Below are 24,379 nucleotides of genomic sequence, written 5' to 3' on the forward strand. Positions count from 1 at the left end.
ATTTATCTTCGCAATCTCTGCAGTGGATTAATGACAAAAAACTTAATGTATTTGGCGTAAATCATGCTTAATTTTTTGCATTATGTGCACCTTATGTCTTTATAAAATTTCTAGGTTTTTACCTAATATAAGCTGAAATGCGCTATTTAAAACATTAAAAAACGCCAACTTAAAAAATGGATAGTGAATAACTAGCTACCCTAGGGTTTCTTTTGCCTTTTTTTCTGTTTAGTAAATTGTATCCGTTCAGCGGAGTGGTAGAATAAGGTAGACAAAGTGATCTAAAAAGATAATCATAGAGCAAAAGTGAGGTAATGTGGTAAACCTTTTAGAACTTTGCAAAAATTTACAGCAAAAAATAGAAAAACTGGAAGCAGAGATAGAAAACTTAAAAGCAGAAAATAAAGCTTTAAAGATAGAGAACGCTGAATTAAAGGAAAGGCTTGGTTTAAACTCGAAAAATTCATCTCTACCGAGCTCTAAAGAATTGTACAAAACAAAAAAGGACAAGCCAAAAAGCGAAAGGAATGTTGGCGATCAGGTTGGGTATAAAGGAAATTTTCATGCCACAATGGAAGCGGATAAAGTAGTAAAAATAGAGTTGCCTAATATTTGCGAATGCGGAGGAGAGCTTGTAATATGCGAAAAACCTTATGTTCACCAAAAAGTTGATCTTCCGGAAATTAGGCCTTATGTAGTAATTGGAACATGGTCGTTGTTGGAGATGCAGAAAAAGAAAAAGTAGCAAGTTACCAGAAGGTGTTACGCCAGATACATTTGGTCCAAGGGTTAAGTCTATAATTGCAGCACTCAGCGGATTTTACAAAAACTCAAAGCGTGAAGTGGCTAGTATCATAAATGACATTTTTAATTTGAACATAAGTGTTGGCAGCATATCAAATCTTACTATTACCCACAAATATGAGGTTCGTGAGCAAGTCGCCATCCTTCTTCTAGATCAAAGAAACGTCTCCACCCTTTCCAAAGAGTAATTGGTCCTGGTTTTGGGTCGCTTTTTCTTGCTAAATGACCTCCAAGTTCACGAAACGGCTTCTTTTATAGTAGGGGCTATATTTGGACATGGTTTCCTGTGTATTTTAACATATAAAACTTTCCATTCTTCCTCAGCTAATAAGGCAGTACATGGTAATGTTGGGTTAGTTCTTGCAATTGATGTAATAAAGAAAATTCTCCAAGCAATAATGCTCATGACTGTTAAATACCTCATTAATCTTTCTGCTGTTCCAAGTCTACATTCCTCAACTTTGAGACCAGATTTTAAAATCTTATGCAATATCTCTATTTTCCATCTCAAACAATACCAACTAACTTTTTCAACAGCTTCTTCAAAAGTACTGACCGGAAAAAAGCATCCACTCTAGAGGACTTGCTTCGGGAGGAGAGTTTTTTTCAACAACATGAATTGCGTGAAGTTGTAGACTCTGTCGGTTTATATTTTATGTGACCTTCTTTACATTTTATATGGCCTTCATGTGATAAATTTTCCGAATCTAATTTCTAAAAACGCTGTCCTTTTTTGCTTGTTATCTCTAGCAGGGATTTCAACTTCTACTTTTCCAGCGCAAGGGAGGCCTTGGATAAATGACCATAATTTTTGCTTGTTCCTGGTATGCATGAATTTTTTATTTACATTTCTGTTGTGGCGAGCTCTTACTAAAATTGCTGAGTTAAGATTATGTGCAAGTTCAAAAAAATCATGCATATCTGCTTCTCTGTCACATACAGTTATAGCTTCGGTTTGGGCCAGATCTATAATATTATTTGTTTTCTTTAAACTTTCTAGCCATTTCATACTTTCTTTATCCTCAATATGAACGTTGTTACGATGGCTCTTTAGTCTTTTTTCTTCTTCAGAAATGAGTTGCCTCGAGTAAATCTTTTGATCCAGTATTCCCAGCTTCCGTACTAACAGCAAGGGCTGTATGCATTACTGCTCCTTTTCCAGCAATAGTTCCCAATCCGCTTATGGCTTGAGTATGAAATATAAGTTGTATCTTGAATCACAAGAATTCTTTTATGAGCTTTTGTTCTTTCAACTGTTTTATCAATGTGTGAAGCTAGAATATCGACTTCTTTTACGTTCTCATTTTGAAAAAAACGTTATGCTGCTTTTGCTTCTGACCAACTTCCGCATGCCTCATTAATTGAGCTTTCAGGTAAACTTATCAAACTATCAGCAATCTTTACTAATCGGTCAGTTAATCTTTTATCTCCAAGTACAGCATCTCCAAATTCATTTTTAGCCCATTCATTACTCTCGTTTGCCATTTTTATACCCTCAATATTTGCAAACTTTAATATTGTAATACTTTATTTATAAGTACATTTATATTTGTGGGTAATAGTAAGATAAATAATAGTGCAAATTTTTCTATGATATGCGGTAGTGGTGTATATGTAAGATCAATTGCTCGTGATCTTGGAATTGCATTAAATTGTTTTGGACACATTACAAAATTAAGAAGAACTATGGTAGGTGACTTTAGAGAAAATGAATCAGTGACAATTGAGCAACTTACTAAAAAAAACACAACAACTTACTCTCCGATGTCATCCCAGTGCTTGACACTGGGATGGCTTTGTTGCATCGCTCTTCGGATAGTAGGTAACGCACAATAAATTTATGAAGCTATCTCAAATTTAGCCATACCAATATCAGTGAACTTATTGAGCAAATAGCATTTAACAAGTAGTTCCTTCTCTCTATTTGTCTCAGATTTATTCCTAAAACTAAACCCGAATGTTTGTTTCAGTCGCGAGAAAAAACTTTCTATATAAGATCTTTTTCCATAACTCATCTCTTTTTTCCACTTCTTTATACCATCTTCATCATATGACTTTATGAGCTTGACTGCAGAATTTCTCTCAGCCATATAGTCTAACTTTGGATGCTCTGCTGCGTTGTTTTTCGGAGGAATTTTCGTTTTTATACCATATTGATTACACAGCTTATAGAGCTTTTCTCTGTCATATGCCCTATCTGCATATAGTACTTTTATGACATACTGAAAATCGACTTCTTTTAGCAAATCACAAGCTCCATAGTGATCAGCCGTTACTGTATTTTACAGCTATGGCTTTTTTGCTGTTTGTATTCAACATTACATGCAATTTTCTTGTCTGTTCATAGCTGCAATACTTTCTATCTTCGCTATTTTCTTTGCTATGACCAGGAGTGTTGTTGTATATACTAATTCCTGTACTGTCTATAGCAATTTCGATATCTTCCATATTATTTTCTGCAATCATTGATCTTAATATTGAGTTTCTTAAACCTTCTTGATGATTGTGAATAGCTGATAACTTGCAAATTTTTCCCAATTTGCTCAAGGTATCCTGCTATAAACCCAACTGTTTGCCTCAGGCCTATTCTAAATAAACAAGTTATTATGTGCACCAAAATTACAACTTTATCGCTATAAATATTGTTGCCACCTGGTATTTTTGGACCATTCTCGTACCACTTTTCTATGGCTTCGTTGATATAATGAAAAATATTTCCTCTTTTTTCTAGAAATTTGTTATATTCGCTATGGTTACTGACCCTCATTTTTTGTGGCATATTTTTTCTTTCAAGGTTAAATGGCTATTTTATAATGAATTTTGTCAGTAGCCACCAGATTTTTTCAGTTGCTATGCAACAAAGCCATCCCAGTGTCAAGCACTGGGATGACACCCTCCTAGTAGAAACGCTTTTGTAATTGCAACATTCGTGTAATCTTTAGCCATAAACATTAAGAAATTTACCAAATGAAAAAAAAGGCAAAAGAAACCCCGTGGTGGTTGGCTATTTACCATGTACTAAAATATCGGCGTTTTTTTTATTCTAACACGCTTGATTAAGAGCGATTTAGCTGCTTTTAACTTGCAACTAACCTACACCGCAAGTGTTTAAGAAATTTACTAAGCAGGAAAAAAGGCAAAGAAACCCCGTAGTAGCTAGCATTCAAATTCTCCCTTGTCAATTTGACGTTTTTTGCTGTCTTAAACGCTTTGTAAGCGCGTTTCGGCTTATATAGGTAAAAACCCAGAGATTTTTAAAGACATGCGATGCACGTAGTGCGAAAAATTAAACATGAGACGCCAAATACCCTAAGTTTTTTGTCATTAACCTGCACAGATTGCGAAGATAAATAAATAGCTTCAGTTTCATGATAAGGGGGCTGGCGGAGTTTGTCAAGGAAGTTTTTTGTTTCTATTGAATGACAGTTGTAACCTACGAAAGAAGTCTGTTGTAATTTGTACGATATCTTTATAAAATGGTTCGCATAAGTTATCTAGCAGTGCAACTAAACAAATACAAAAATCAAAACGTCGCGGTTTTTGGTCTTGGTAAAACTGGTTTATCCGCCATTAACGCTCTAACAAAGAGTGGTGCAAGAATATATGCATGGGATGATCATGAAGAGCAAATAGCAAATACAAAAATGATGTATAAAAAATGTAATTTTATTCATCCCAAGGAATACAATTGGCATGAGATCAGTGCATTGGTTTTAAGCCCTGGAGTGCCAACAGAGCCACATTGGATAGTAAAACTTGCAAGGAGATTTGATTGCAAAATAAAATCAGACATTGAGCTATTTCTTGAAGCTAAAACTACGAACCAGAAGGTAATAGGCGTCACAGGAACAAATGGTAAATCAACCACTACATCACTAATAGGGCACATATTAAAATCTGCAGGGAAAAAAGTAGCTATTGGTGGAAATTTAGGCGTTCCTGTTTTGGATCTAGAAAGAGATGCAGAAATTTATGTAATCGAACTCTCCTCTTTTCAATTGGAGTTGATGAATGAAATTAACGTGGACATTTCAGCACTGCTCAATATTACACCAGATCACATAGATAGGCATGGAAGTATGGAGAACTACATAGCAACTAAATTAAAACTGATAAACGGTAGTGAGGTTGCCGTAATAGGATGTGACAATGAGATTACTGCTGATATATTCAACAAATTCACTGGAGACAAAATTCCAATCTCAGTAACATATTCCCCGATGTCATTCCAGCGCGTGACGCTGGAATCCAGAAAAGAAAAACCATTGCCAACTACTCAGATGACAGAGGGTGGTGCAAGAGATCTAATATCATTGGCAGGTAACAATTTGCTTGATTATAGTGAACAGATTACTGGTATAGATCGAAATTATCTGGATCCCAGTGTCAGCTACTTGGATGACAAAAGGGGCACTGGGATCCAGAAGATCTCGTTAAAACTAGAGAATCATAGCTTATCAGTAAGCGACGTGAAAATAAACCTAATATCCAACGCAGAAAACATAGCAGCCACATATGCCGTATGTAAGGTACTTGGAGTAGATAGCAACACTATTATCAATGGAATCAAGTCCTTTTCAGGACTGAGGCATAGGAATGAACTGCTTGGCAAAATAAGAAATGTGTTTTTCGTGAACGATAGCAAAGCAACTAATGCAAAATCGAGCGAAAAGGCGATCTTATCTTATGAAAACATAAATTGGATCGCTGGTGGAAGAAGCAAAAAAGGTGGAATAGAATCATTAAGCAAGCATTTTACAAGGGTTAGAAAAGCTTTTCTTATTGGAGAATCAACCGAAGCTTTTGCAAATGTTATGGAGAATAAAGTAGATTATGTTAAATGTTGCAATCTAGAAGATGCATTCAGATTGGCTTTTGAAGAGGCCTTAAATAGCGCAGAAGAAGTAACAATATTACTTTCTCCCGCGTGTGCTTCTTTTGATCAATGGAAAAATTTCGAGGAACGTGGTGAAGCATTTTGTAGAATGTTTGAAAATCTCAGGTACAATCACACATGCTGTTTAGTATGATGTTGCGTGGAACAAAAGTTAATAATAGATAAGCTAATTAGGGTTATTCCATTTGAAGGGATAAGCGATGAAACCCTATTAAAGGTGTGCACTGACCTTAATCTAGCTAATAGCTTTTGCAAATTTCAGAATGGAATATATAGCGCTTTGGAGCACATAGCAGAGGACTTAAATAGCTCAATGGAAGCTGAATTAAGAAATTCTAATTTAGAAGATATGAAAGTGCGAGAGCGAGTAAAGTTAGCTATTCAAATACACCTTTCAAACTATGCTAAGCTACCGAATTATAGAGAACTTTTAAAAAATGTTTTATCATTCTCCGTATCACCAAAAAATACATATTTTTCTAGTAAACTTTTATACAGAACTATTAGTGCGATTTGGTATGGCATTCATGACCAATCAACAGATTTTAACTACTATACAAAAAGAGCAATATTAGCTGGAGTGTACTTAAGTACGATACTTTTTTTTATCAATGATTATTCAGAAGATTTTGTGGATACTTTATCGTTTCTTGATAACCGTATCAACAATGTCATGACATTTCAAAAATTCAAAACTCGCTTAAAAGGAATCATAGGAAATTTCTTATAAGCTATTGATTGTTGGTAGAAAAGTACTTGAGCACGATCCTGAAAAGGTTTGTGAAAATAAAAATATTCATGCTGATCATAAAGAACATTTAGTTTATCGTGAGGATAATAATGGTACAACAAAATACACCAGTTACGAAGAAAAAGAAAATAAATTTATTGAAGAAGCACATGAATATTTAATAGACTCTGAATTTAATAAAAATTTTGATCTAGGGCAGTACAGAATAAGTAATTTCTCCGGAAACTTGACGAAAATAGAACTGGAACTCATCAATGAAAAGTATATGCAAGTTCAAGTTAATAGAGAAAGAAAAATTATTCTCGCTGTACCGTAGGTGCGTTCCAAGATTATACTGAAGTTTTTATTGCACTCAAAATCTTCGTTTTTCCTAATCTCTAGAATTATCAATGCATCATCACTTAACCAGCCTGAGTGAGCTAGTCCATTCAACGTTGATTCAACTAGATTGCTATTGTAAGGTGGGTCTATAAAAACTATGTCACATTTTGAAATAGGTTGTGGTAAGCAGTTAGCACTGCAGCAAATTAGCGTAACATTGTCCGTAATTCCAAAATCTTCTGCTGTTTTTTTAGGCAATTGCAAATTGTAATAATCTGAATCTACCATAAATGCATGTTTAGCGCCGCGAGAAAGCGCTTCAAATGAAAAAGAACCACTACCACAGAATAAATCAAGTACATTCAAGTTATAAATAGGTTTTCTTGAGGAAAGCATATTAAATATTGCTTCTCGGACAATACTCATAGTTGGCCGTGCAGCTAAATGCTTACCTGTAGTTATTTTTCTTCCGCAATATTTGCCTGCAATGATGCGTAGCATATTAAATAAGCTCCAAAATAATTAATTATTTATACTATATGATTAATGTCAATATGGCTTTAGCAGTTTAATAGAGAGAAGCTATCGAGTCGCTTGTAAGAAAAACACAAACACAAGACTCATCAGTTATCTTTTTCTGATTTGCCTGCTGCATTAATTGCTTGACCAATCTCATCTTGTAAATCATCATGATCATTTTTTTCATCATGATTTAGCCCTTCAATTCTGCTTTCTAACTCTAACTTAATTATAGTATTGATTTTATCTATATTATCAAGAAAGCCTCTACATTCTTCTTCACTATACTCTTCACCAGATGCTTTTTTTTCAATAAATAGGTTTTTAAATCCTGCTAGATCAGAATTCTGATCGGTATTTAGTACAACATTTCTCTCTATGAAGCTAAGATCTGACAGCAGTAAGCTAACCTCTAACAGATCTTCACTTTTCACGCTTTTAAGGTCTTCAAGACTTTCTAAAATACTAAACACCTTAATCCTTTCTTGTACAATCTCTTTGTCTTCCTTATCAAATTCAGACAATAAACTATGATTATCTACAAATTTCTCACTCAAAGCTTTATTCAATTTAGCAAAATTGACATCCTTGTCAAGTGATGTGTTATCCCGCAACAAGTCTATCCTTGCCCTACGCGCATTTAAAATGTCGTCGTAGTCATTTAACTTTATGTTGCCATCTTTGTCTTGCTGCAATTTATAATAATCAAGGCCTTTGAAATTTTTATTAGTCTTCATCTTCAATCCTCTTCTCATCTCCTTTTGCATCTGGTTTCCTCATTGGTTCCGGTAATTTCCTTTTACTGTCTTCTCGATTTCTTTTTTCCTCTCTTTCAGCACGTTTTTCTACAGCTTCTGGAGTGTTCATTTCAAAAAGTGGTGAGAGGTTATAAACTTTATCTTGATTTCTTCTGCCTTCTCTTTCAGCACGTTTTTCCATACCTTCAAAAGCAGATCCAAAATCATCAATTTCATCTGAACCTTTTGGTTCCGTGCCTAAATTTCGTGTCACTTCATTTGATTGATCAGGCTTATCTTCTTCTGTTGGCTGATCATGCTGTAGTTGATTAGGCTTGTCTTCTTGTTCTGTGCTTAGTTCTCGTACTACCTTATCTGGCTGACCTCCCCCTCGTAGTCGAAGAGGGTCGCCTTCTTCTAGTGGCTGATCATGGTTATCTCTTACTAGTTCCGTGCCTAACTCTCGTTCTACCTTATTTGATTGATCAGGATTGTCTTTTTCTGGTTCTCTCTTACGGCCTATGGTGTCATCATGAAGCTTATTCAAGAAATCTTGCCTATGCGATTTTGCTCTAAAAAGTAAGTTATTTGGATAACCATCTTTTTCTCCTGTACGACGGCTAACTCCTATAGAATCAAGGCCATGCTCCCAAGTAAACTTCATAGCATCTTCTATTGTATAGCCCAAATGTGATCCTACGTATCCTTTATAATAATCTAAATATTTACCGATCCTTCTGTGTGTAATATCTTCCTTATCAACTCCAAATGCCCTGTAGATCTTTTCCTCAAGTTTATCAACGTCATTTTTAGGTGATGTTGCAAATTTTGTTGCTTCAATAGTAGCACCTACAAATTTACGTGGCACATCAATAGCGTATTTCAGCACTCCTCCAACTCTTGGTACTCTCCCCAGCAGATTAGCTGCACCTCCGGCTAATCTATCCGGTAAATGAGTAGCCCAACTGCCTAAAGACTCAAGTCCTCTACCAGCAAAATTTTGCCACTGCTGTTTGAATTCTTCCATTATGCCAGTCAAAGGCGATGCCTGATACATACTAGATATATTGTAAACGCTGAATCCACCACCAGCGATACTTGAGCCCATTTGTTGTACGAACTCGCGTAAAGAGAACATTAAAAATGAAAGCAGGAATAATACAAAGATTTCCCCTGCATTGATTAAATAACCTCTCTGTATGTCTTGCACCCTTTGGTAATCACTATTTTCTTGATAGTTTCTATTTACCTTATAAAAATTCTGTGATTGGCAGCTCCCATCTTGTCTAATTATATCTTGCACTAAAGACTTTATTTCACTTTTTAAACTTGGCTGTAGAATTACTTTTTCTATGATTTCCTTGTAATTAGTACACCTGCTTTCATTTCCTGGCTGCTTACAATAGATTTCTGTCTTTTTACTTATATTATTAATCAATAATAAGATATCAGCTTTTTCTGATGCATGGGATAAACTATTTGTTAAACGCACTAAATCTTTTACACTACAGCTATTATCTACTACCATATCACTTTCTGCAATATAATGGTCTGCTGGATTCTCTTTAGTACCAGGAATTGGGTTAAAGAAAGGATAATCTATATAACGAAACCCTTTTTCAATGTAATCCGGTGGAAGAGGGATATACCCAGCACCGCCAGTAAATTTTATTGTACCACCTTCTCTGCTTATCTTTTCTATACCTTCTATGTTCTTATCTACGTTCAGCGGAGAAGCTTCTCCAAGAGTGTAAGGTACGAAAATTTGCCCTGGGGTCCAACCAAAGTACTGCTTATCAACGATACAAAAACCACCAAACACCCATTTTGGAGCACATAACTTTACCTCGAACCATTTATTGTAGCATACAGTAAAACCTAACTGCCTATAAAAGGTATTCATTATAATGGAAGCCAGTAATGACAAGAGAGCAAATATCATAATCGACTGTAAACAAAAGCTGATGCAGAATTTTATCCAACCTTCAAATAGACTTTTCAGCGGTGAAAATAAAATAGAAATTAGAAACAGTGGCATAATGGCTATAAGAAAAGCTATACCCATAAAACCAGAGAGAAATATTATGTAAGCATATAAGCACAGCAAGAAGTATAGCACAATCCCTATGAAAATTGCCGGTATCATAAGAAGGCTTGCCCACATTTGGTAATGTAAAAACGCTGCAAACTTTTTCCAAACAGAATAAGCAAAAAACTTATTGAACATGTCCTCCATGAAGCTAAACAACTTAGCTTCATCTCCTTGAACAATACTTCCGGTGTTCATGTTGGGAGCAAAATTAGTAATTATACTTATCAATTGTTCAAGACCTTTAACAAATAAAACAAGAAAATGATCATAGAAAAATCTAAAACTTCCAGGAGATATAAGCACTATTACTAGAGTGATTTTCATCATTCTGATGAGCATATCATGCTTAGTTTCTTGTATCATGCCAAAAAGATAAAGAAGCGATGAAATCATTACAAATAGAACAAGCAAGGAAAGAACAAAATTGTGAAAGCTCGTACTTTTTTCAGCTATATTTTCGAACATAGCTTGTGCAACTGCAGGATCATTGCTATTAAAATGTTCTTTGCAATTTTCGTTAATCAATAATACACATTTTAGATAGTTATAAATATAATCAAAAAACTCAACCCCACTCGGTTGCCGCACTCCACTTAAGAACTCAAAAGAGTAGCCACCTACATTATCTAAGTAATATCTATCTAATATTTTTACATATATTTTCCATCCCTTTTTTAATTTCACCGGGTCACAATTTCTGTCCTTTAATTTAGTGCTATCTCTGTCTAAAGCAAAAAGACCGCTCCCATTCTCTGCCACGGAGTTGTAACCTAGATGTACAGTAGGAGATGAAGGATTGCGCATAGATTTCAAATCTTTGTTAGGACTATCGTCACCAGGCCTTTGAAACAAAAGATAAGCACCATGACCGTTGGTAAACCAACATGGAGCACCACGTGATACTGTATTTGCGCTATCATCTTCATTAATGCACTTGCACTTTACAGTGCAACTTGCATTAGACTTACTTGAAATTTTCTGTGGCGCACTAGGTTTGTAATCATTACAAACTAAGTGAAAGTCAGGTAGACTATTATCACCTGACTTGCCTTCAAATTTAGTTGCATATTTTAACTGCTCCAAGCTTTGTAAGGTATAACTGCCTTTTTTAGATTCCTTCTTGTTATTATTACTCCAAGATGTCCATGCACCATTCACTCGCACTTTTAAACTATCTCCATTGGTTTCGAGCCCGGTATCCTCCCACTCCACCACTTGGTTATGGTGAAAACCATAATTAATTTCACCAGTTTCAGGATCAACAACTTCTCCATCTCCTGGAATAAACGCATCGTGGTCGCTTGAAAAATGAGCGCTTACTGCAATAGGTTTAGGACCAAAATAGTCAGCAGATATACACCTTGGAAAAGGCATATCGTTTTTACTACAACCTGTGATCAGCACATAAGCTGCAAGAAGTAATACCCTAAACCAACATTTGCCTAAACGTGATTGCATATCTAAACTTTTTCCAAATACAGAATAAATTTCTAAAACTTTACTTAAAATATCTTTTTAATTAGTTACTCCATAATATCATTTATATCTTACTCCTCTCCATTTTCTTCCTTGTTTTTAGCTTTAGCACTAGGATCACTTCTTATTGTTTCATCAAAATTTTTTTGCTGATCTGATTGTTTTAATGTTTTAGGTCTATCACTCGTTGTTTTATCAGAACTTCCTTTAGAATCTTCTTTTTTGTCTGGTTGCTTTGGTGTGTTAGGTAATTTAGCCTCAATTTTTCCCCGATCTTTACTCATTTTCTGCTTGATACTCTGTATCATACTTTGGGTCTTATCATCAAGGCCAACGGTTGACAGCATAGCTTGCGATGCGCTCTTAGCAACTGTACCAACACCGCCAGTAACTCCATAACCAGAGCTAAATAGTGTTTGTACCATAGTTTCCGATATAGAAACAAAAGCTTCCATTGCACCGGCAATAATGAGGTATATAAACGCCTGGATTAGGTCTATAGGTAATGCTGCAAAGTGTCCACCAGCCCTTTCTCTGGTACTGAGTGCAACATCAACGCTAGTGCCAGGACTGTATCCAAGAGGCAGTATTGATTTCATCAAGCACAGATCATACGATAAGAAATTTACGCTAATTAAACATTGATAGCATGCAGAAAAATTTGTGAGGTTATATAAAACTGAATACATCAACTGATTTAAAAGAGATAAAAATGAAAATAAAATGACTGGTTCTAATGAAACATGAGCCAACGTTTTTATCCAATTATCAAACAAGGGTTTAGTCTTTTGAAATAGAATAAATACGATAAATAAAGGTGTTAATGACAGTAAAAACGCTACTAGAACAGTAGATATTACATATTTCAATGTAGCACTAATAATGCATTTTAAAAACGCATAAGTAGCGCAGAGTATTGCCAAAAATGCAATAACGCCAAAAGGACCAGAAAGCATCAACGATAAAAACTTTAGCCAAGTTTCTGCTGTGAATAATACTCCTGCTGTCAAGTCTAAGAATGCAAATTTTCTCTCCCCTTCTCCTACATAGCCAGAAAAACTATCAACTAAATAAGTGCTACCATCTATAAAAAGTCTGGATAAAGTTGTACCAAAAAGTTCCCAGCTTCTATTGCTAAAGGCAAAAGCTATAAATGCTATCTTGAACATTCTTACAATGAAATCAAATTTACTTAGCTGTATTGTTCCAAGCATATAGCCAACGACAGTAAATATAACGTATAGAGTAAGCAAAGCTCTTACCCCTTGAAGAAGACCTCTTGCATATCCTTTGTATGAATCTTTAACGCTGTCCCCAATTACTTCTTCTTTTATAAGTTTAAATACCCCGTTTACATTCGATGAAATAAAATCATTAATTTTTCTTTTAACAAATAAAGTTACTGTGTACTTATTATTTTCATAATATTTGCCATTTTTATCTGTAATGTCATCTCTCTCTACGTTGCTTACATTGATGCCGAAATATATCTTCTTAGATTCTTCGTTCTGAAAGTGTTCTCCGCTTATTACATCTAATATGGTGTACTCATCTTTTCCGTTTACTCTTTCTCTCACTCCTACCACTTTAAAATCATTAGTTCCCACACCATGCAAATCTTTAGGTGGCTCATCACCTAAATATACATATAATTTTTCGCCATTAATATATTCACATGATCTAGTCACCTTAACATGGTACCCTCCTCTATTATAGCAATAATGACCATAATCTGCGATAGCGAGCATCACACTACTACCGGGCGTTACCTCGTCATTTACTGGATAATCATTGTTCAATTCCAGAGAAAAATCCTCGAATTTATTGTTATCGCCAATTTGCAAACACATATTATCCCCTTTTGCACCCTCTTTCTTTGGAAGACATTGAATACCTTTAGCGATATTTTTATCATCAGGATCACCAATTTTTGCAACAAGAGCCTCAGCCCAAGATTTATCATCTTCAGTAAAACTACCTGCTTTAACATTCCCTTCCATTTTTTCTAGATAAGAATACATATCACATTTATTTCCTTTATCGTACTTCTTATACCTTATAGAGGAGACACAGTTCCGTTCTCCTGCTTGACCTAAACCATAGTTCCATATACCCTTCTCAGTATAGCATATATTTTGATGGTAACAGTTAAGCTCATAGGAGGAGTACTTTTTTCTCTCATCAAGACTACAGTTTTTTCCATCACATAACTCGTTCAATCCTATTTTAGCGCGGCGTAAATCAAGTAGTGAACCATATACCCATGGTTCGTTGTCTTGAATATAACCTTTATTAAAATGCACCTTATTATCATATGGGGTATACCCATTGCCAACTAGCACTTTGCTTTCCTTTGCTTTTGTTTTATCAAGAGGTAAAAATTGTATTTTATTTTTTGTACCATCTTTACCATCACAAAAAAACTCTCCCCCCTGATGTACTTCACTCACTGTAGCTTTCTTATATACAGTTTCCTTACGGTCATTTTCTACAGCTTTATAACAATTGTCATCAAAATTGATGCCTTTCCCTTCTGGATTGTCGTAATCAATTGTTATTTTTCTGGGAACTAAGCTGAAGCTTAACTTGTCACCAGGATTTACTTTAATTCCAGTGTCCACATAACGTCTATTGCTGCCAAATCCTTTGCCACCACATAGTTCGTTTTTACTTTCATTAACACCATAATTGTTAGGTACACTATTAATATCCGCAGCCTTACTATAATTTGGTTCTGAGCCATCAGCACAAAAGCTAGCTGGCACAAGTACTTTCCTTGGATTTTTGTCTTCTTTAAAAGGGCAAAAATTTACTGATCCATCGAGGGTGAATTTGATTTTCTCACCCTGACTAATTACCTGACCAGAATCAACCCAATGAATTTTATCGGCTTTACGAACTGGAACATCCACATTAACGCTGGTGTTTTTGCTCTGCAACCCAGGCTCGACACAATCCATATTACAACCAGTGATTGCAAGACACAGTATCAATAATAGTGATCTTTTACTTATCATTGCTGTCTTCCTGGTTGTGGTATCTGAGGCGTTGACCTTTGAGTCCCTTGTGGTATTTGAGGTCTTGACGTACCTGACTGTTGAGAGGCATCTCCTCTTTCTCTTCTTTGAACGCTTCGTTCATCTAACCCTACTGTTCCCATTAAGCTTTGTTGATACTGTCTTCCAGGTTCGCTTGCTACATAAGCACCAAACAACGAGTCAGATATTGCCGAAGAAGCTTCAACTAAAGCTTTCATAGCGTGTCCCAAAATAACAAAAGCCATCATAGCGGTAATATTAGGTGTATATTTGGAAGCATAACCATAAAAAATACAAGGGTTAAAAATCTTTAGGTTAATATTAAGTATACATGTAGAGCAGACCTCAAAATCAAATACTGAATACACAATATAATCCATAACCTGACTTATCAGTGATATAAAAATTAAAAGGACCACTGGATGAATTGCAAATCTTGCTAAATTTTTAACCCAGTTTTGAAACATCTGCCTAGTATACGCAAATAAAAGACAAATAATAAAAATAGGTGCTAAAGAAAGTAATAACGCAACTATTGCTATAGATGTAATAAAAGAAAATAAGACATTAAAAATAGATAAGCTCACTGTGATTAAACCCCAAATCACCAAGCAAAAAGATACAATGCCCAAAGGGCCAGAAAATATAAGAGATACTATTAACAATACTGAATGCGATGACAAGAACCTATTGAGCGGCAAATCAAGAAACTCAAAAACATTTGAAGTAGTGCCTCTAAAATTTGCTATTTCTATTAGTTGTTTTGGAGTGTTAATAAATATAGAGAATGCGTTGTTATAAAAAAAGTCCCAGCTATTATCCTGCAATAGCTGAGCGATGATTCCTATCTTTACGCATATAATTAAAAACTCATATATAGAAATATGAGTTAATCCAAAAAAGTAATAAAGAGTATATAAGATTATATATAGTACTAATAGTGATATTATAGTAGATCTAATGGTATTTGTTCTGCTTGATTTTATAAAACTTTCGTAAAGAGACTTTACAGGACTAGTATCAGAGTGAATTGCGTTAGGGTCTTTATAATTAGAGCCGAAAAATGCAGTTTTCACTTTTTCATCAAAGAAATTATATATTGCACTAAAAGTTTTTGTAGGTGGCTCTTGAGTTGTTAGGTTAATGCTAAACTGACCTTCATTTTTGTAATCGCAGCCATGGTCTCTTATTCCGTAATATATGGTGCCTGTTTTGTCTTTTAATTTTCCTTTCAAGTTTTCCATGTCATGAACTTTGCTGATATCTACAGATATATCCGCTTGATTTTCACCAGGCTTATGCTCAGGGAATTTATCGGAAACACTTATATACAAGCTATTTTCCAGACTATGGTTCTTCGTTACTCTTATGTTGAACCCGCCTTTGTCATTTGTATTGTAGCAGCTCTTGTCATTTCTGCTACATAGACTAAAAGTTAAACTTGGTATTTGATGGTCATTCTCCATCTTATGATCACAACTAGTACATAAACCACCACCTGGAATGTGTTCAAGAGTTTCATTATCCATACCAACTTTTAGAAATGTAATGTCAGTTTTTACCTGTTTTCCCTTTAATACGTTACTAATAATTTCAGCAACAACAGATTCACCACTAGAATTTAAAGCATTGAATAGCTCAATTTCTATATTATTATATTCAATATACACGCAATCCTCGCCTCTACGACCAGAAGAAAATTTACATATACGTCTACAGAGTGAATTTAAAATGTGCGTATCTATCTTACTTGCACTGCTCTCTGAAAGCTTGCTGCAATCTATATTCTCTCCTTGTTTTATAGAGTTAATAATATTTTCAATTTCCTTTTTTCTTTCATCTTGATCTAACTTCGAAAACCAGTACTCTCTTCCACTCAACCATTGCGCATCGCCTATTATATATTTATTAGGACATATCCCATCCTTGCCACCTTGGCATTTCTCTTGATTTAAAACATGTGCAAAATGTTCCGTTTCTTGCTCGCTACACTTTTCGTCGATTTTCAAATACCTGATTTTTGTCTCACTCTCTTTATCTTTACACACTTTACTTCCAATCACACTAAAGCTTATCGTATCGCCTTTTTTAAGTGCAAATGGTAATGCAACGTCATTTCTCCCAGGCCCAATTGCAAAATCTGCATACTGCTTAGGACAAAAATTAACCTTACTAGGCACTATATCAATCTCTGTTACTCTTATTCTATCTGAGATATTAACACCAGAATCAACCCATTTCTGCTCTATTGACACTATATCTAGTTTTTCACGCAAACCTGATAAATTTTCTGGCTTAATACAGTGATGTTCCCCGCAGCCTGACAGAAAAAAAAACGGTATTATCAGCAAAAATTTTAGCATAAATCCAACTCATTCAGTGCTTTTGTTAACACTCTCGGAGCTACTAGAACCAGAACCTCGAGATTTACTCTTGTCTCCACCACTCAACTTCTTAGCAGCAGCACCAGCAACTCCAGCAACTCCCCCAGCAGCAGCTTTGGCAGCAGATAAAGCTTTGCCCACCATTTGTCCAGGTGTCTGACCTGAGCCAAGTGCTGCTCTATGGTTACCAGCAAGTTCAGCAGCCATGCCAGGAAGAATGTTTAAAAAGTGGTAAAAGAGGAATAATACTAAACACAATTTTAATAATTCTCCGATGAGAGAGCTGCCAAACTCCATGTATGTAAAGTCGAATAGACCAAGTATGCTGCTCTTTTTAAAGCTATAATTTTGCATCATACATGCAAGAGTAGTTTCATTTTTATCACATTCCCCATCTTTCAATTTAAACCACTGTTTTTTCTTACTATATGAGATTTCTGCTTGTTTCTTTTCATATGACTTGTCCGGTTGTTCATTTTTATATGACTCGTCCAGTTCAAAATTTAAATTTTTAAAATAGATTTTATCACATGCTATGAACATAAAGGACAAAAACGCAAAAAGGATAACCGGGTATAAGCTATAGGTAATCAACTCTTTCACCCAGCCTTCAAAATATCCTTTGGTGTGTTGGAATAAAACCATAGGAATGAACAAAGGTGATAAAATGATGATTACACTTAAAGCAACTAGAGATAAAATAAATACATAGCACAGCCACAAAATAACCATCATCATCAGAACGGCCATAAATATACAGACAAGAGCTACTAAAATTTGTCCACCAGCAAAAATAATACCGATTACCGAACCTGCAACTAATAAGACAGGAGCAGCACCAAGCAAGACTGCTAACGTTGCAACACCTCCAGTACCAATTTTGCCACCAATTCCATCTAAAGGGGCACCTAAATAAAATAAAATTCTACAATCAAGCCTATCCCAAGGTGCAAGATAACTGTAAGATACCCTCTTTCCTGCACGAGTATATTCATAATCTGTACCTGCTTTATAATTACATATGCCTTTACTTTCAGATGATGCTTTTAGCACTATCTCTGACAAACCATTTGAGAGACGAGTTAATTCTCCATAATAATGAGACATGGTACTGCCTGTTGTGAAGTAAATCACTAAAGCGAATTTTATGATCAACATATACATTTCTTGAGGCCTCTGAACTCCACCAGACATGGCTTTTATAGAGAACAGTATTAAAGCTAAAACTAAAACAGCAGTTACAGTGTTTTTCAGCCTTTTCTGTGCTACAGATATAAAACTCTCACCATTTGGTGCACCTTTACCTGCAACTAAATTATCTAATGATTCCTTAATGCATTGCACTATCATAGAAGTTACGGGAATAGGAGCTAATGATTTACTCCCTGCCTGGTTATAACAAGCTTCAGAAACATACGAGCTAAAACAGCCAGCATTATCATAACCTACAAAAATTTTCCCCCCTTGTCCGTTGAGTCCTTTTTCTTTAGATCTGATAATAGTTTTATAGTCATCATTATTACCAATAGTAACTTTTTCCTCTCCTGTACCATCTTTATTTTTGAATATCATCACAGATTTTTCACACATAGGAGCAAGTGGGTCAGGTGGCAATTCCGTGCACCCCATATCAACCCCTTGCGGCCAAGGAGTCATTTCGATACCAAGCATGCTAACACTGGCTAACTCCACACATAATCTGCCCGTTTTTCTCACTGCTTTGAATGTAGCTCCATGTATGGGTTCGCTCTGTCCTGCTTTGAGAACTCTACATTCCAGACCACCATCAACCTTCGAGGACCATGACCCATCTACGTATCCAGTGTCTTTCTCCCTGACATCAAAGTCTATGTATCCAGGTTTTCCTCTGGAATTAAAGTCTACCTTATTAAAAAGATTACCAAAAGTTAAAGGGTTTCGATGACATACTTCTATATATTCACTGTATTGCACACCATTTTTTGGCCAGTAATAACTCTCTGTACTCTCCTGAACGTTAGAATTTAAGGCTTCTTTTTCTGCTCTTTTCCCGTCATAATCTTTTTTGTTCACGTCTTCCCGAGCTTTATTTTGCAAACAAGAAAAATATTCCTCTTCTGTTTGGTAATTTTCATTGGTGCAGCCACTATAACCTGTGTCTTCTAATTTAAAATTTTTGTATTTTCCATCATGGTCACGTGCAACTGGGTGTTTAACAAAACTATGTTCACAAACAACAAGTCCTCCTATAGCTTTCCAGACTCCAACAATTGCAGCTATCATTCCAACAATAACAAGAGCGGTAAACAAACCAGCAGAAGAAACGATCAAAACAATGCCAGTAAATATTGCGCCAACAGCAATCGCTATTCCAGCAAGTGCTGCAGCTGTTTTAAACGCTCCACAATCAGGATTAGAGGCACGACTAAAACTGCCAGTGGAATTAAATCTGCTAACAAATTCTGTCTTGTCAGTACCACTTACTCCATCTGCAAGCACTGGATATGAGAGTAAAAAGTCTATATTTAGTAAAAATATCGCAATTAATAGCAATGACAGCTTAGTCTTAAACATTTTTTACCTTCTGATAAAATATAGGCAACCATACTTTTGGGTTGTCCCCAACTTCATTTAATATATCGTGTAACAATAGGACACTTTCTGCACGTCCGGATGATACGTTGATTATATCATCCAGGCCTTTTAAGTCTATTCTAGCTACTACAGCATTGACTCCTTGTTTCACCAAAAAGAATCTAGTACTCGGATCTGTGTGCTTAATTAATATATATTCACGTTCAGTTAACATAAAAACATCCCGATAGACACTAGTAGCTTTCAGATTTGGTAAAAAAATCTGTGTCGCTGTTTGTTGTACAAGCGTATCGCTAATAGTACTTTTACTTGCATCCTCAACACTCTGAGTAGCAAAAATCACAAAAGCATTTAGTTTTCTCAGTACCTTCAACCAGTCTTTTATCTTGGGTGCAAAAACTGGATTATCTATTAACGCCCATGCCTCATCAAGAACGATAATAGATGGAGTGCCATCAAGAGATATACTAATCCTATGAAATAAATAAATCAAGACCGGTCCAAGAGCAACAGGATCTTTGAGCAAGCTAGCCATCTCAAAACCAAATACTCTTGCTCGTGAAAAATCTAGCAAATCTTCTTTATTGTCAAATATTGCAGCATGAGAACCATTATCATGCCACATAGATATTGCCCCAGCTAGAGTATCAGGACCTGCAAGCCCTAAAAACGGTACGAGGTTTCTCAAGAATCTGTCTTCTTTTCTTAATTTAAAATTTCCTTCAATTGCATCATTAATTCGTGCAATATCTTCTGAAGTAAATTTATCATTATATACCGAAATTAAAGACTTTATCCACTCCATTAAAAATGTTCTATTATCAGAGGTATCATCAAGTTGTAAAGGATTAAAATTTGTTTTAGTTCTTGGTTCTATTACAGTATAGATACCACTAAGTGCTCTTAAGAAAATCTCTGCACCGCGATCTTTATCAAAAAAGAATATCCTTGGAGAAAACTTCATCGCTTGGGCACACAGGAAATTCATTAAAACAGTTTTACCAGCACCAGTTGGGCCAATTATCATAGTGTGTCCAACATCCCTTATATGAAAGTTGAAAAAAAATGGAGTACCAGATGTCGTGTCAAAAACTGTAACGGCATCTCCCCAGTGGTTATTGAATTTATTACCAGTAGGATAATTATGTTGAGATGCAAATCCAGCCAAATTAAGACTACTTATTGTAGCTTTTCTCACTATATAATCGAAATTACCAGGAATTTGCGCCCAAAATGCTGGTTCAAGGTTAACTCTCTCACGTATAGGGTAAACACCGCAATTAGAAAGCTCTGATTCTACCAACGACAGAGCGTTATCCAATGATTTAGGACTTTTTTCTATACATAAAATAGTCAGGTGATGTTGACCAAACGCAATCTTACCACTCATTGCGTCATCAAGCGCTTGAGAAATTTCTGCTATTTGAGAAATAGCTTTATCTGCAGACTGTATCATTCGATTTTGCTGTATCTGCATTTTTCCAATCGCCATTTGCCTGTTTATAAATTGAAAAGATTGCGTAATTATAAACTCGTGAGGAAGTTGTAAAAACGAATCAAGCATTCCTGCAGAAGTATGATTTCCATATTCTTTGATACTAATTATTCCAGCATATTTACTCTCATTATGAGTCACAACCTGTATCATCTTACGGCCAAAGAATAACCTATGTACTGGTAAGTATCTTGATATTTCAGTTCTTAGCGGAAAAAGCGTATTTGTAACGAAGCCACAATTTACGATTCTAGATAGAAACTCCATTATTTCGCAGAACAAACCATCTGGAGTTTCTTTTACTCCAAGAATTTTAGGCGAATAATTTCTAAGGCTTGTCACTACACGATTTGTCGTTTCCTCTAAATCTTCATACGTGGCACGTATATCACTTTCCCAAGCATGTTTTGAAGTTACATGTCCGAATTTTTTTAGTAGATGTGACAAAAATTCTACTCCTTTTGTGTCCGCTCTACGGATAATCGTAATGTATAGGTCATTAATAAATGATTGCCTTGTTGCGTGTTTTTCTCTCCATTTTAGATTTACGTGATTAGCGAAAAAATTCGGCAAACCTTGACTTGCAAATTCATCAGAAAAAATATTTTTCTTACGTCTGATAGTATGAAAATACAAACTAAATGCCGGAGATGAAATGCTTCTTAGCATCTGATTCCTGATGTTGTTCTGTATGACTAAATCCTCGTCATCGGCAGTTTCAAATGCAAAACCACTTAATTTTATAACCTTAACCAACCAATTTTCTTTTGTCATCAAGGTTGTGCTATTCCAATAGCAAGAATAAGGAATAAATTCAGCAGCGTGAACTTCCCTGTTCAGAGTAGATTTATTCTTTGATTGAATAGCCCTAAACCTCAGCATCACACAACGTTAAGCAATATCATAAGAATTGGCTCCATGGTAAAAACGATTTAAACATTTCGAGCACTTTCCCAATTTTACCATAAATAATTCAATAAACAACGGTTCTTTTGCAGAAGCTATATAACCAAGTCCATGTATACCTGGTAACATTAAGAGAATCACTCTTAAATCATTTGAATTAATGAAAATTAGCATGCAAATCAGGACGTTTAATATTGCAAACATATAACTCACACCAAAGAGCATTGCAGGTCTTGTAAGACCTTTAAATAATTGATCTGTTTGTATACTACCTGTGGACATATCTTTAACCTTCTAATAATAGCTCTAACACTAATACTATATCATTATATTAAAAATCCATTGAAACTAGTAGCACTTTAAGTTAAGATACATTATTTAATCCCGATAATGACAAGTTGGCCATTTCAAGAAGCAGAAAAAATATTGCAAGAGTTTCCTAATAAAAAAGAAATAATATTTGAAACTGGTTATGGACCCTCTGGTTTACCCCACATAGGAACCTTTGGAGAGGTTTTCCGCACTACAGTTATTGTAAATGCATTAAAAAAAATAGCTCCTGGTATAAAAACCAAAATCATTGCAGTTTCAGATGATATGGATGGTTTGCGAAAAATACCAGATAATGTGCCAAATCAAGAGATGCTAAGAGAGCACTTAAATAAACCATTGACTATGATACCTGATCCATTTGGCACTCATCAGAGTTATGGTCATCATATGAATTCATTGTTGTGTAAATTTCTTGATATGTTTGAATTTGAATACGAGTTCAGGAGTGCAACAGAGTGTTATAAATCTGGCGTTTACGATGAAAAACTTTTACTCTTACTGAAAAATTATGATAAAGTGATGGACGTAATGCTTCCATCATTTCGGGAAGAAAGACAGCAGACTTATAGTCCATTCTTGCCAATATGCCCAAAAACTTCTCAAGTTTTACAAGTTCCAGTAATTGAAACAAATACAGAGAAAGGAACAATCACATATGAAGACCCAAACGGGGAAAAAATAGAAGTTCCAGTGACAAAAGGAAAATGTAAACTGCAATGGAAACCTGATTGGGGAATGAGGTGGGCCGCATTTGGAGTAAATTACGAAGCTCACGGAAAAGATTTAACTCCATCTGCTGTGCTTTCAAGTCAAATATGTGAAATACTTGGAGAAAAGCCACCACTTCTGTTTTGCTACGAGCTTTTCCTTGATAAAGAAGGAAAGAAAATATCAAAATCAAAAGGAAATGGCATTTCAATTGAAGAGTGGCTAACTTACGCACCAACAGAGAGCTTAGCATTGTACATTTTTCAGAGTCCTAAAAAAGCTAAACGTTTATATTTTGATGTGATACCAAAATCAACTGATGAATATTTAGAATTTGTAAAGCGTTATCATGAGAACAAAGAAAAGGATATAAATAATCCTGCTTGGCACATTCACCAGGGCAATGTTCCCAGTATAGAAACTTCAGGCATAAATTTCTCACTACTTTTAAACCTAGCAGCAGCTTGTAATGCTGAAAACAAAGAGATCCTATGGGGTTTTATATCCTCTTATGCACCAAACGTTACACCAGAAAATAATAAAATGCTTGATAGACTTTCAGACTTCGCAGTAAAGTATTATCACGATTTTATCAAGCCAACAAAATCATATAAAACTCCAAATGAAAAAGAAAAAGCAGCGTTACTAGATTTGAAGGACACTTTACATTCTCTATCTACAACTGCTACTGCTGAAGAAATTCAATCTCAGGTATTTTCTATTGGAAAAAAATATGATTACACCAACTTACGTGACTGGTTTCAGCTATTATATGAAACGTTACTTGGCCAAAAAACCGGTCCAAGAATGGGATCTTTCATAAAGCTTTACGGAATAGGTAATACGATTTCTCTCATAGAAAGCGCTACTAAATGTATACTTTAGAGTTTACCTCCTTTCATTTGAGCTCTTTAGTTTTAATAAGAATTCCTTGACAAACTCCGCTAGCCCCCTTATCATGAAACTGAAGCTATTGTATTTGCTTTTGCCAATCTGCAGATTAAAAGGTAAGGATTACTTAATGTATCGGCGTCTTATGTTCAATTTTTTGCAGTATATAGATACTGTATGTCTTTACAAAACTTCATCTACATCTAGGTTTTTATCTAAATAAGCTGAACGCGCTTATAAAGCGTTACAAGACATCAAAAAATGCCAATACTCGACAGAGATAGTAAAAGACTAGCTAACTCGGGGATTCTTTGTCTTTTTTTCTGCTTAGTAAATTTCTTAAACGTTTGCAGCGTAAGTTAGTTGCAATTAAAAGCAGCTGAATTTCGCTTTTCAAGCGTTTAAAACATAAAAAACGCCAATATTTTAAAGCGGATAATAACCCCAGGGCTT

11 protein-coding genes and 5 pseudogenes are annotated in these 24,379 nt (G+C 35.3%); 6 read left to right on the forward strand and 10 right to left on the reverse strand.

What is annotated here, in order from left to right; all coding sequences use genetic code 11:
* Window positions 1–316 precede the first annotated feature (316 nt).
* Window positions 317–902, forward strand: a pseudogene (locus WHA_RS06495) (DUF6444 domain-containing protein); the annotation flags it as partial.
* Between the two features lie 7 nt (window positions 903–909).
* Here the strand turns inward: WHA_RS06495 and WHA_RS06500 are convergent.
* A pseudogene (locus WHA_RS06500) lies at window positions 910–2,289 on the reverse strand (IS4 family transposase).
* Between the two features lie 81 nt (window positions 2,290–2,370).
* On the opposite strand from WHA_RS06500, the pseudogene WHA_RS03900 reads away from it, so the two are divergent.
* Window positions 2,371–2,595, forward strand: a pseudogene (locus tag WHA_RS03900) (tRNA pseudouridine(55) synthase TruB); the annotation flags it as partial.
* 47 nt (window positions 2,596–2,642) lie between these two features.
* On the opposite strand, the pseudogene WHA_RS07550 reads toward WHA_RS03900, so the two are convergent.
* Window positions 2,643–3,583, reverse strand: a pseudogene (locus WHA_RS07550) (IS5 family transposase).
* 697 nt (window positions 3,584–4,280) lie between these two features.
* Here WHA_RS07550 and WHA_RS03920 point away from each other — a divergent pair.
* From WHA_RS03920 to WHA_RS03930, 3 genes and pseudogenes are all read left to right on the forward strand, one after another.
* Window positions 4,281–5,834 carry a Mur ligase family protein gene (locus tag WHA_RS03920; RefSeq protein WP_015589241.1) on the forward strand — a complete coding sequence of 518 codons (1,554 nt, stop codon included), beginning with the start codon at window positions 4,281–4,283 and terminating at the stop codon, window positions 5,832–5,834.
* A 6-nt stretch (window positions 5,835–5,840) separates the two neighbouring features.
* Window positions 5,841–6,431, forward strand: a complete 591-nt coding sequence (locus WHA_RS03925; protein WP_010082414.1) for a COQ9 family protein — start codon at window positions 5,841–5,843, stop codon at window positions 6,429–6,431.
* A 22-nt stretch (window positions 6,432–6,453) separates the two neighbouring features.
* Window positions 6,454–6,768 (forward strand): annotated as a pseudogene (locus WHA_RS03930) (hypothetical protein); the annotation flags it as partial.
* On the opposite strand, the gene rsmD reads toward WHA_RS03930, so the two are convergent.
* From rsmD to WHA_RS03970, 8 genes are all read right to left on the reverse strand, one after another.
* Window positions 6,726–7,274 (reverse strand): 16S rRNA (guanine(966)-N(2))-methyltransferase RsmD, encoded by a 549-nt coding sequence (gene rsmD, locus WHA_RS03935; protein ID WP_015589243.1) that lies wholly within the window; start codon window positions 7,272–7,274, stop codon window positions 6,726–6,728. The pseudogene WHA_RS03930 and the gene rsmD overlap by 43 nt on opposite strands.
* 122 nt (window positions 7,275–7,396) lie before the next feature.
* Entirely contained in the window at window positions 7,397–8,029 is a 633-nt protein-coding gene (locus tag WHA_RS03940; protein ID WP_015589244.1) for a WD_0853 family protein, read from the reverse strand.
* Complete coding sequence (locus WHA_RS03945) at window positions 8,019–11,579, reverse strand: TrbL/VirB6 family protein (RefSeq protein WP_015589245.1); 3,561 nt, start codon at window positions 11,577–11,579, stop codon at window positions 8,019–8,021. The genes WHA_RS03940 and WHA_RS03945 overlap by 11 nt, the downstream gene beginning before the upstream one ends.
* An 89-nt stretch (window positions 11,580–11,668) precedes the next feature.
* Window positions 11,669–14,614, reverse strand: coding sequence for a TrbL/VirB6 family protein (locus WHA_RS03950; protein WP_015589246.1), 2,946 nt, complete (start codon window positions 14,612–14,614; stop codon window positions 11,669–11,671).
* Window positions 14,611–16,998: a TrbL/VirB6 family protein gene (locus WHA_RS03955; RefSeq protein WP_015589247.1), complete on the reverse strand. Its 2,388-nt coding sequence runs from the start codon at window positions 16,996–16,998 to the stop codon at window positions 14,611–14,613. Before WHA_RS03955 ends, WHA_RS03950 begins: the two co-directional genes overlap by 4 nt.
* A gap of 9 nt (window positions 16,999–17,007) precedes the next feature.
* Window positions 17,008–19,572 carry a TrbL/VirB6 family protein gene (locus tag WHA_RS03960; protein WP_015589248.1) on the reverse strand — a complete coding sequence of 855 codons (2,565 nt, stop codon included), beginning with the start codon at window positions 19,570–19,572 and terminating at the stop codon, window positions 17,008–17,010.
* The gene (locus tag WHA_RS03965) at window positions 19,565–21,970 is read right to left on the reverse strand and encodes a VirB4 family type IV secretion/conjugal transfer ATPase (RefSeq protein WP_015589249.1); all 2,406 of its coding nucleotides are present in this window, start codon (window positions 21,968–21,970) and stop codon (window positions 19,565–19,567) included. Before WHA_RS03965 ends, WHA_RS03960 begins: the two co-directional genes overlap by 8 nt.
* Before the next feature lie 9 nt (window positions 21,971–21,979).
* Window positions 21,980–22,276 carry a type IV secretion system protein VirB3 gene (locus WHA_RS03970; RefSeq protein ID WP_007548615.1) on the reverse strand — a complete coding sequence of 99 codons (297 nt, stop codon included), beginning with the start codon at window positions 22,274–22,276 and terminating at the stop codon, window positions 21,980–21,982.
* 108 nt (window positions 22,277–22,384) lie between these two features.
* Here WHA_RS03970 and WHA_RS03975 point away from each other — a divergent pair, with 108 nt between their 5' ends.
* Window positions 22,385–23,920: a lysine--tRNA ligase gene (locus WHA_RS03975; protein ID WP_015589250.1), complete on the forward strand. Its 1,536-nt coding sequence runs from the start codon at window positions 22,385–22,387 to the stop codon at window positions 23,918–23,920.
* Window positions 23,921–24,379: the final 459 nt, after the last annotated feature.

It is taken from the genome of Wolbachia endosymbiont of Drosophila simulans wHa, from assembly GCF_000376605.1.
GTDB lineage: Bacteria > Pseudomonadota > Alphaproteobacteria > Rickettsiales > Anaplasmataceae > Wolbachia > Wolbachia pipientis.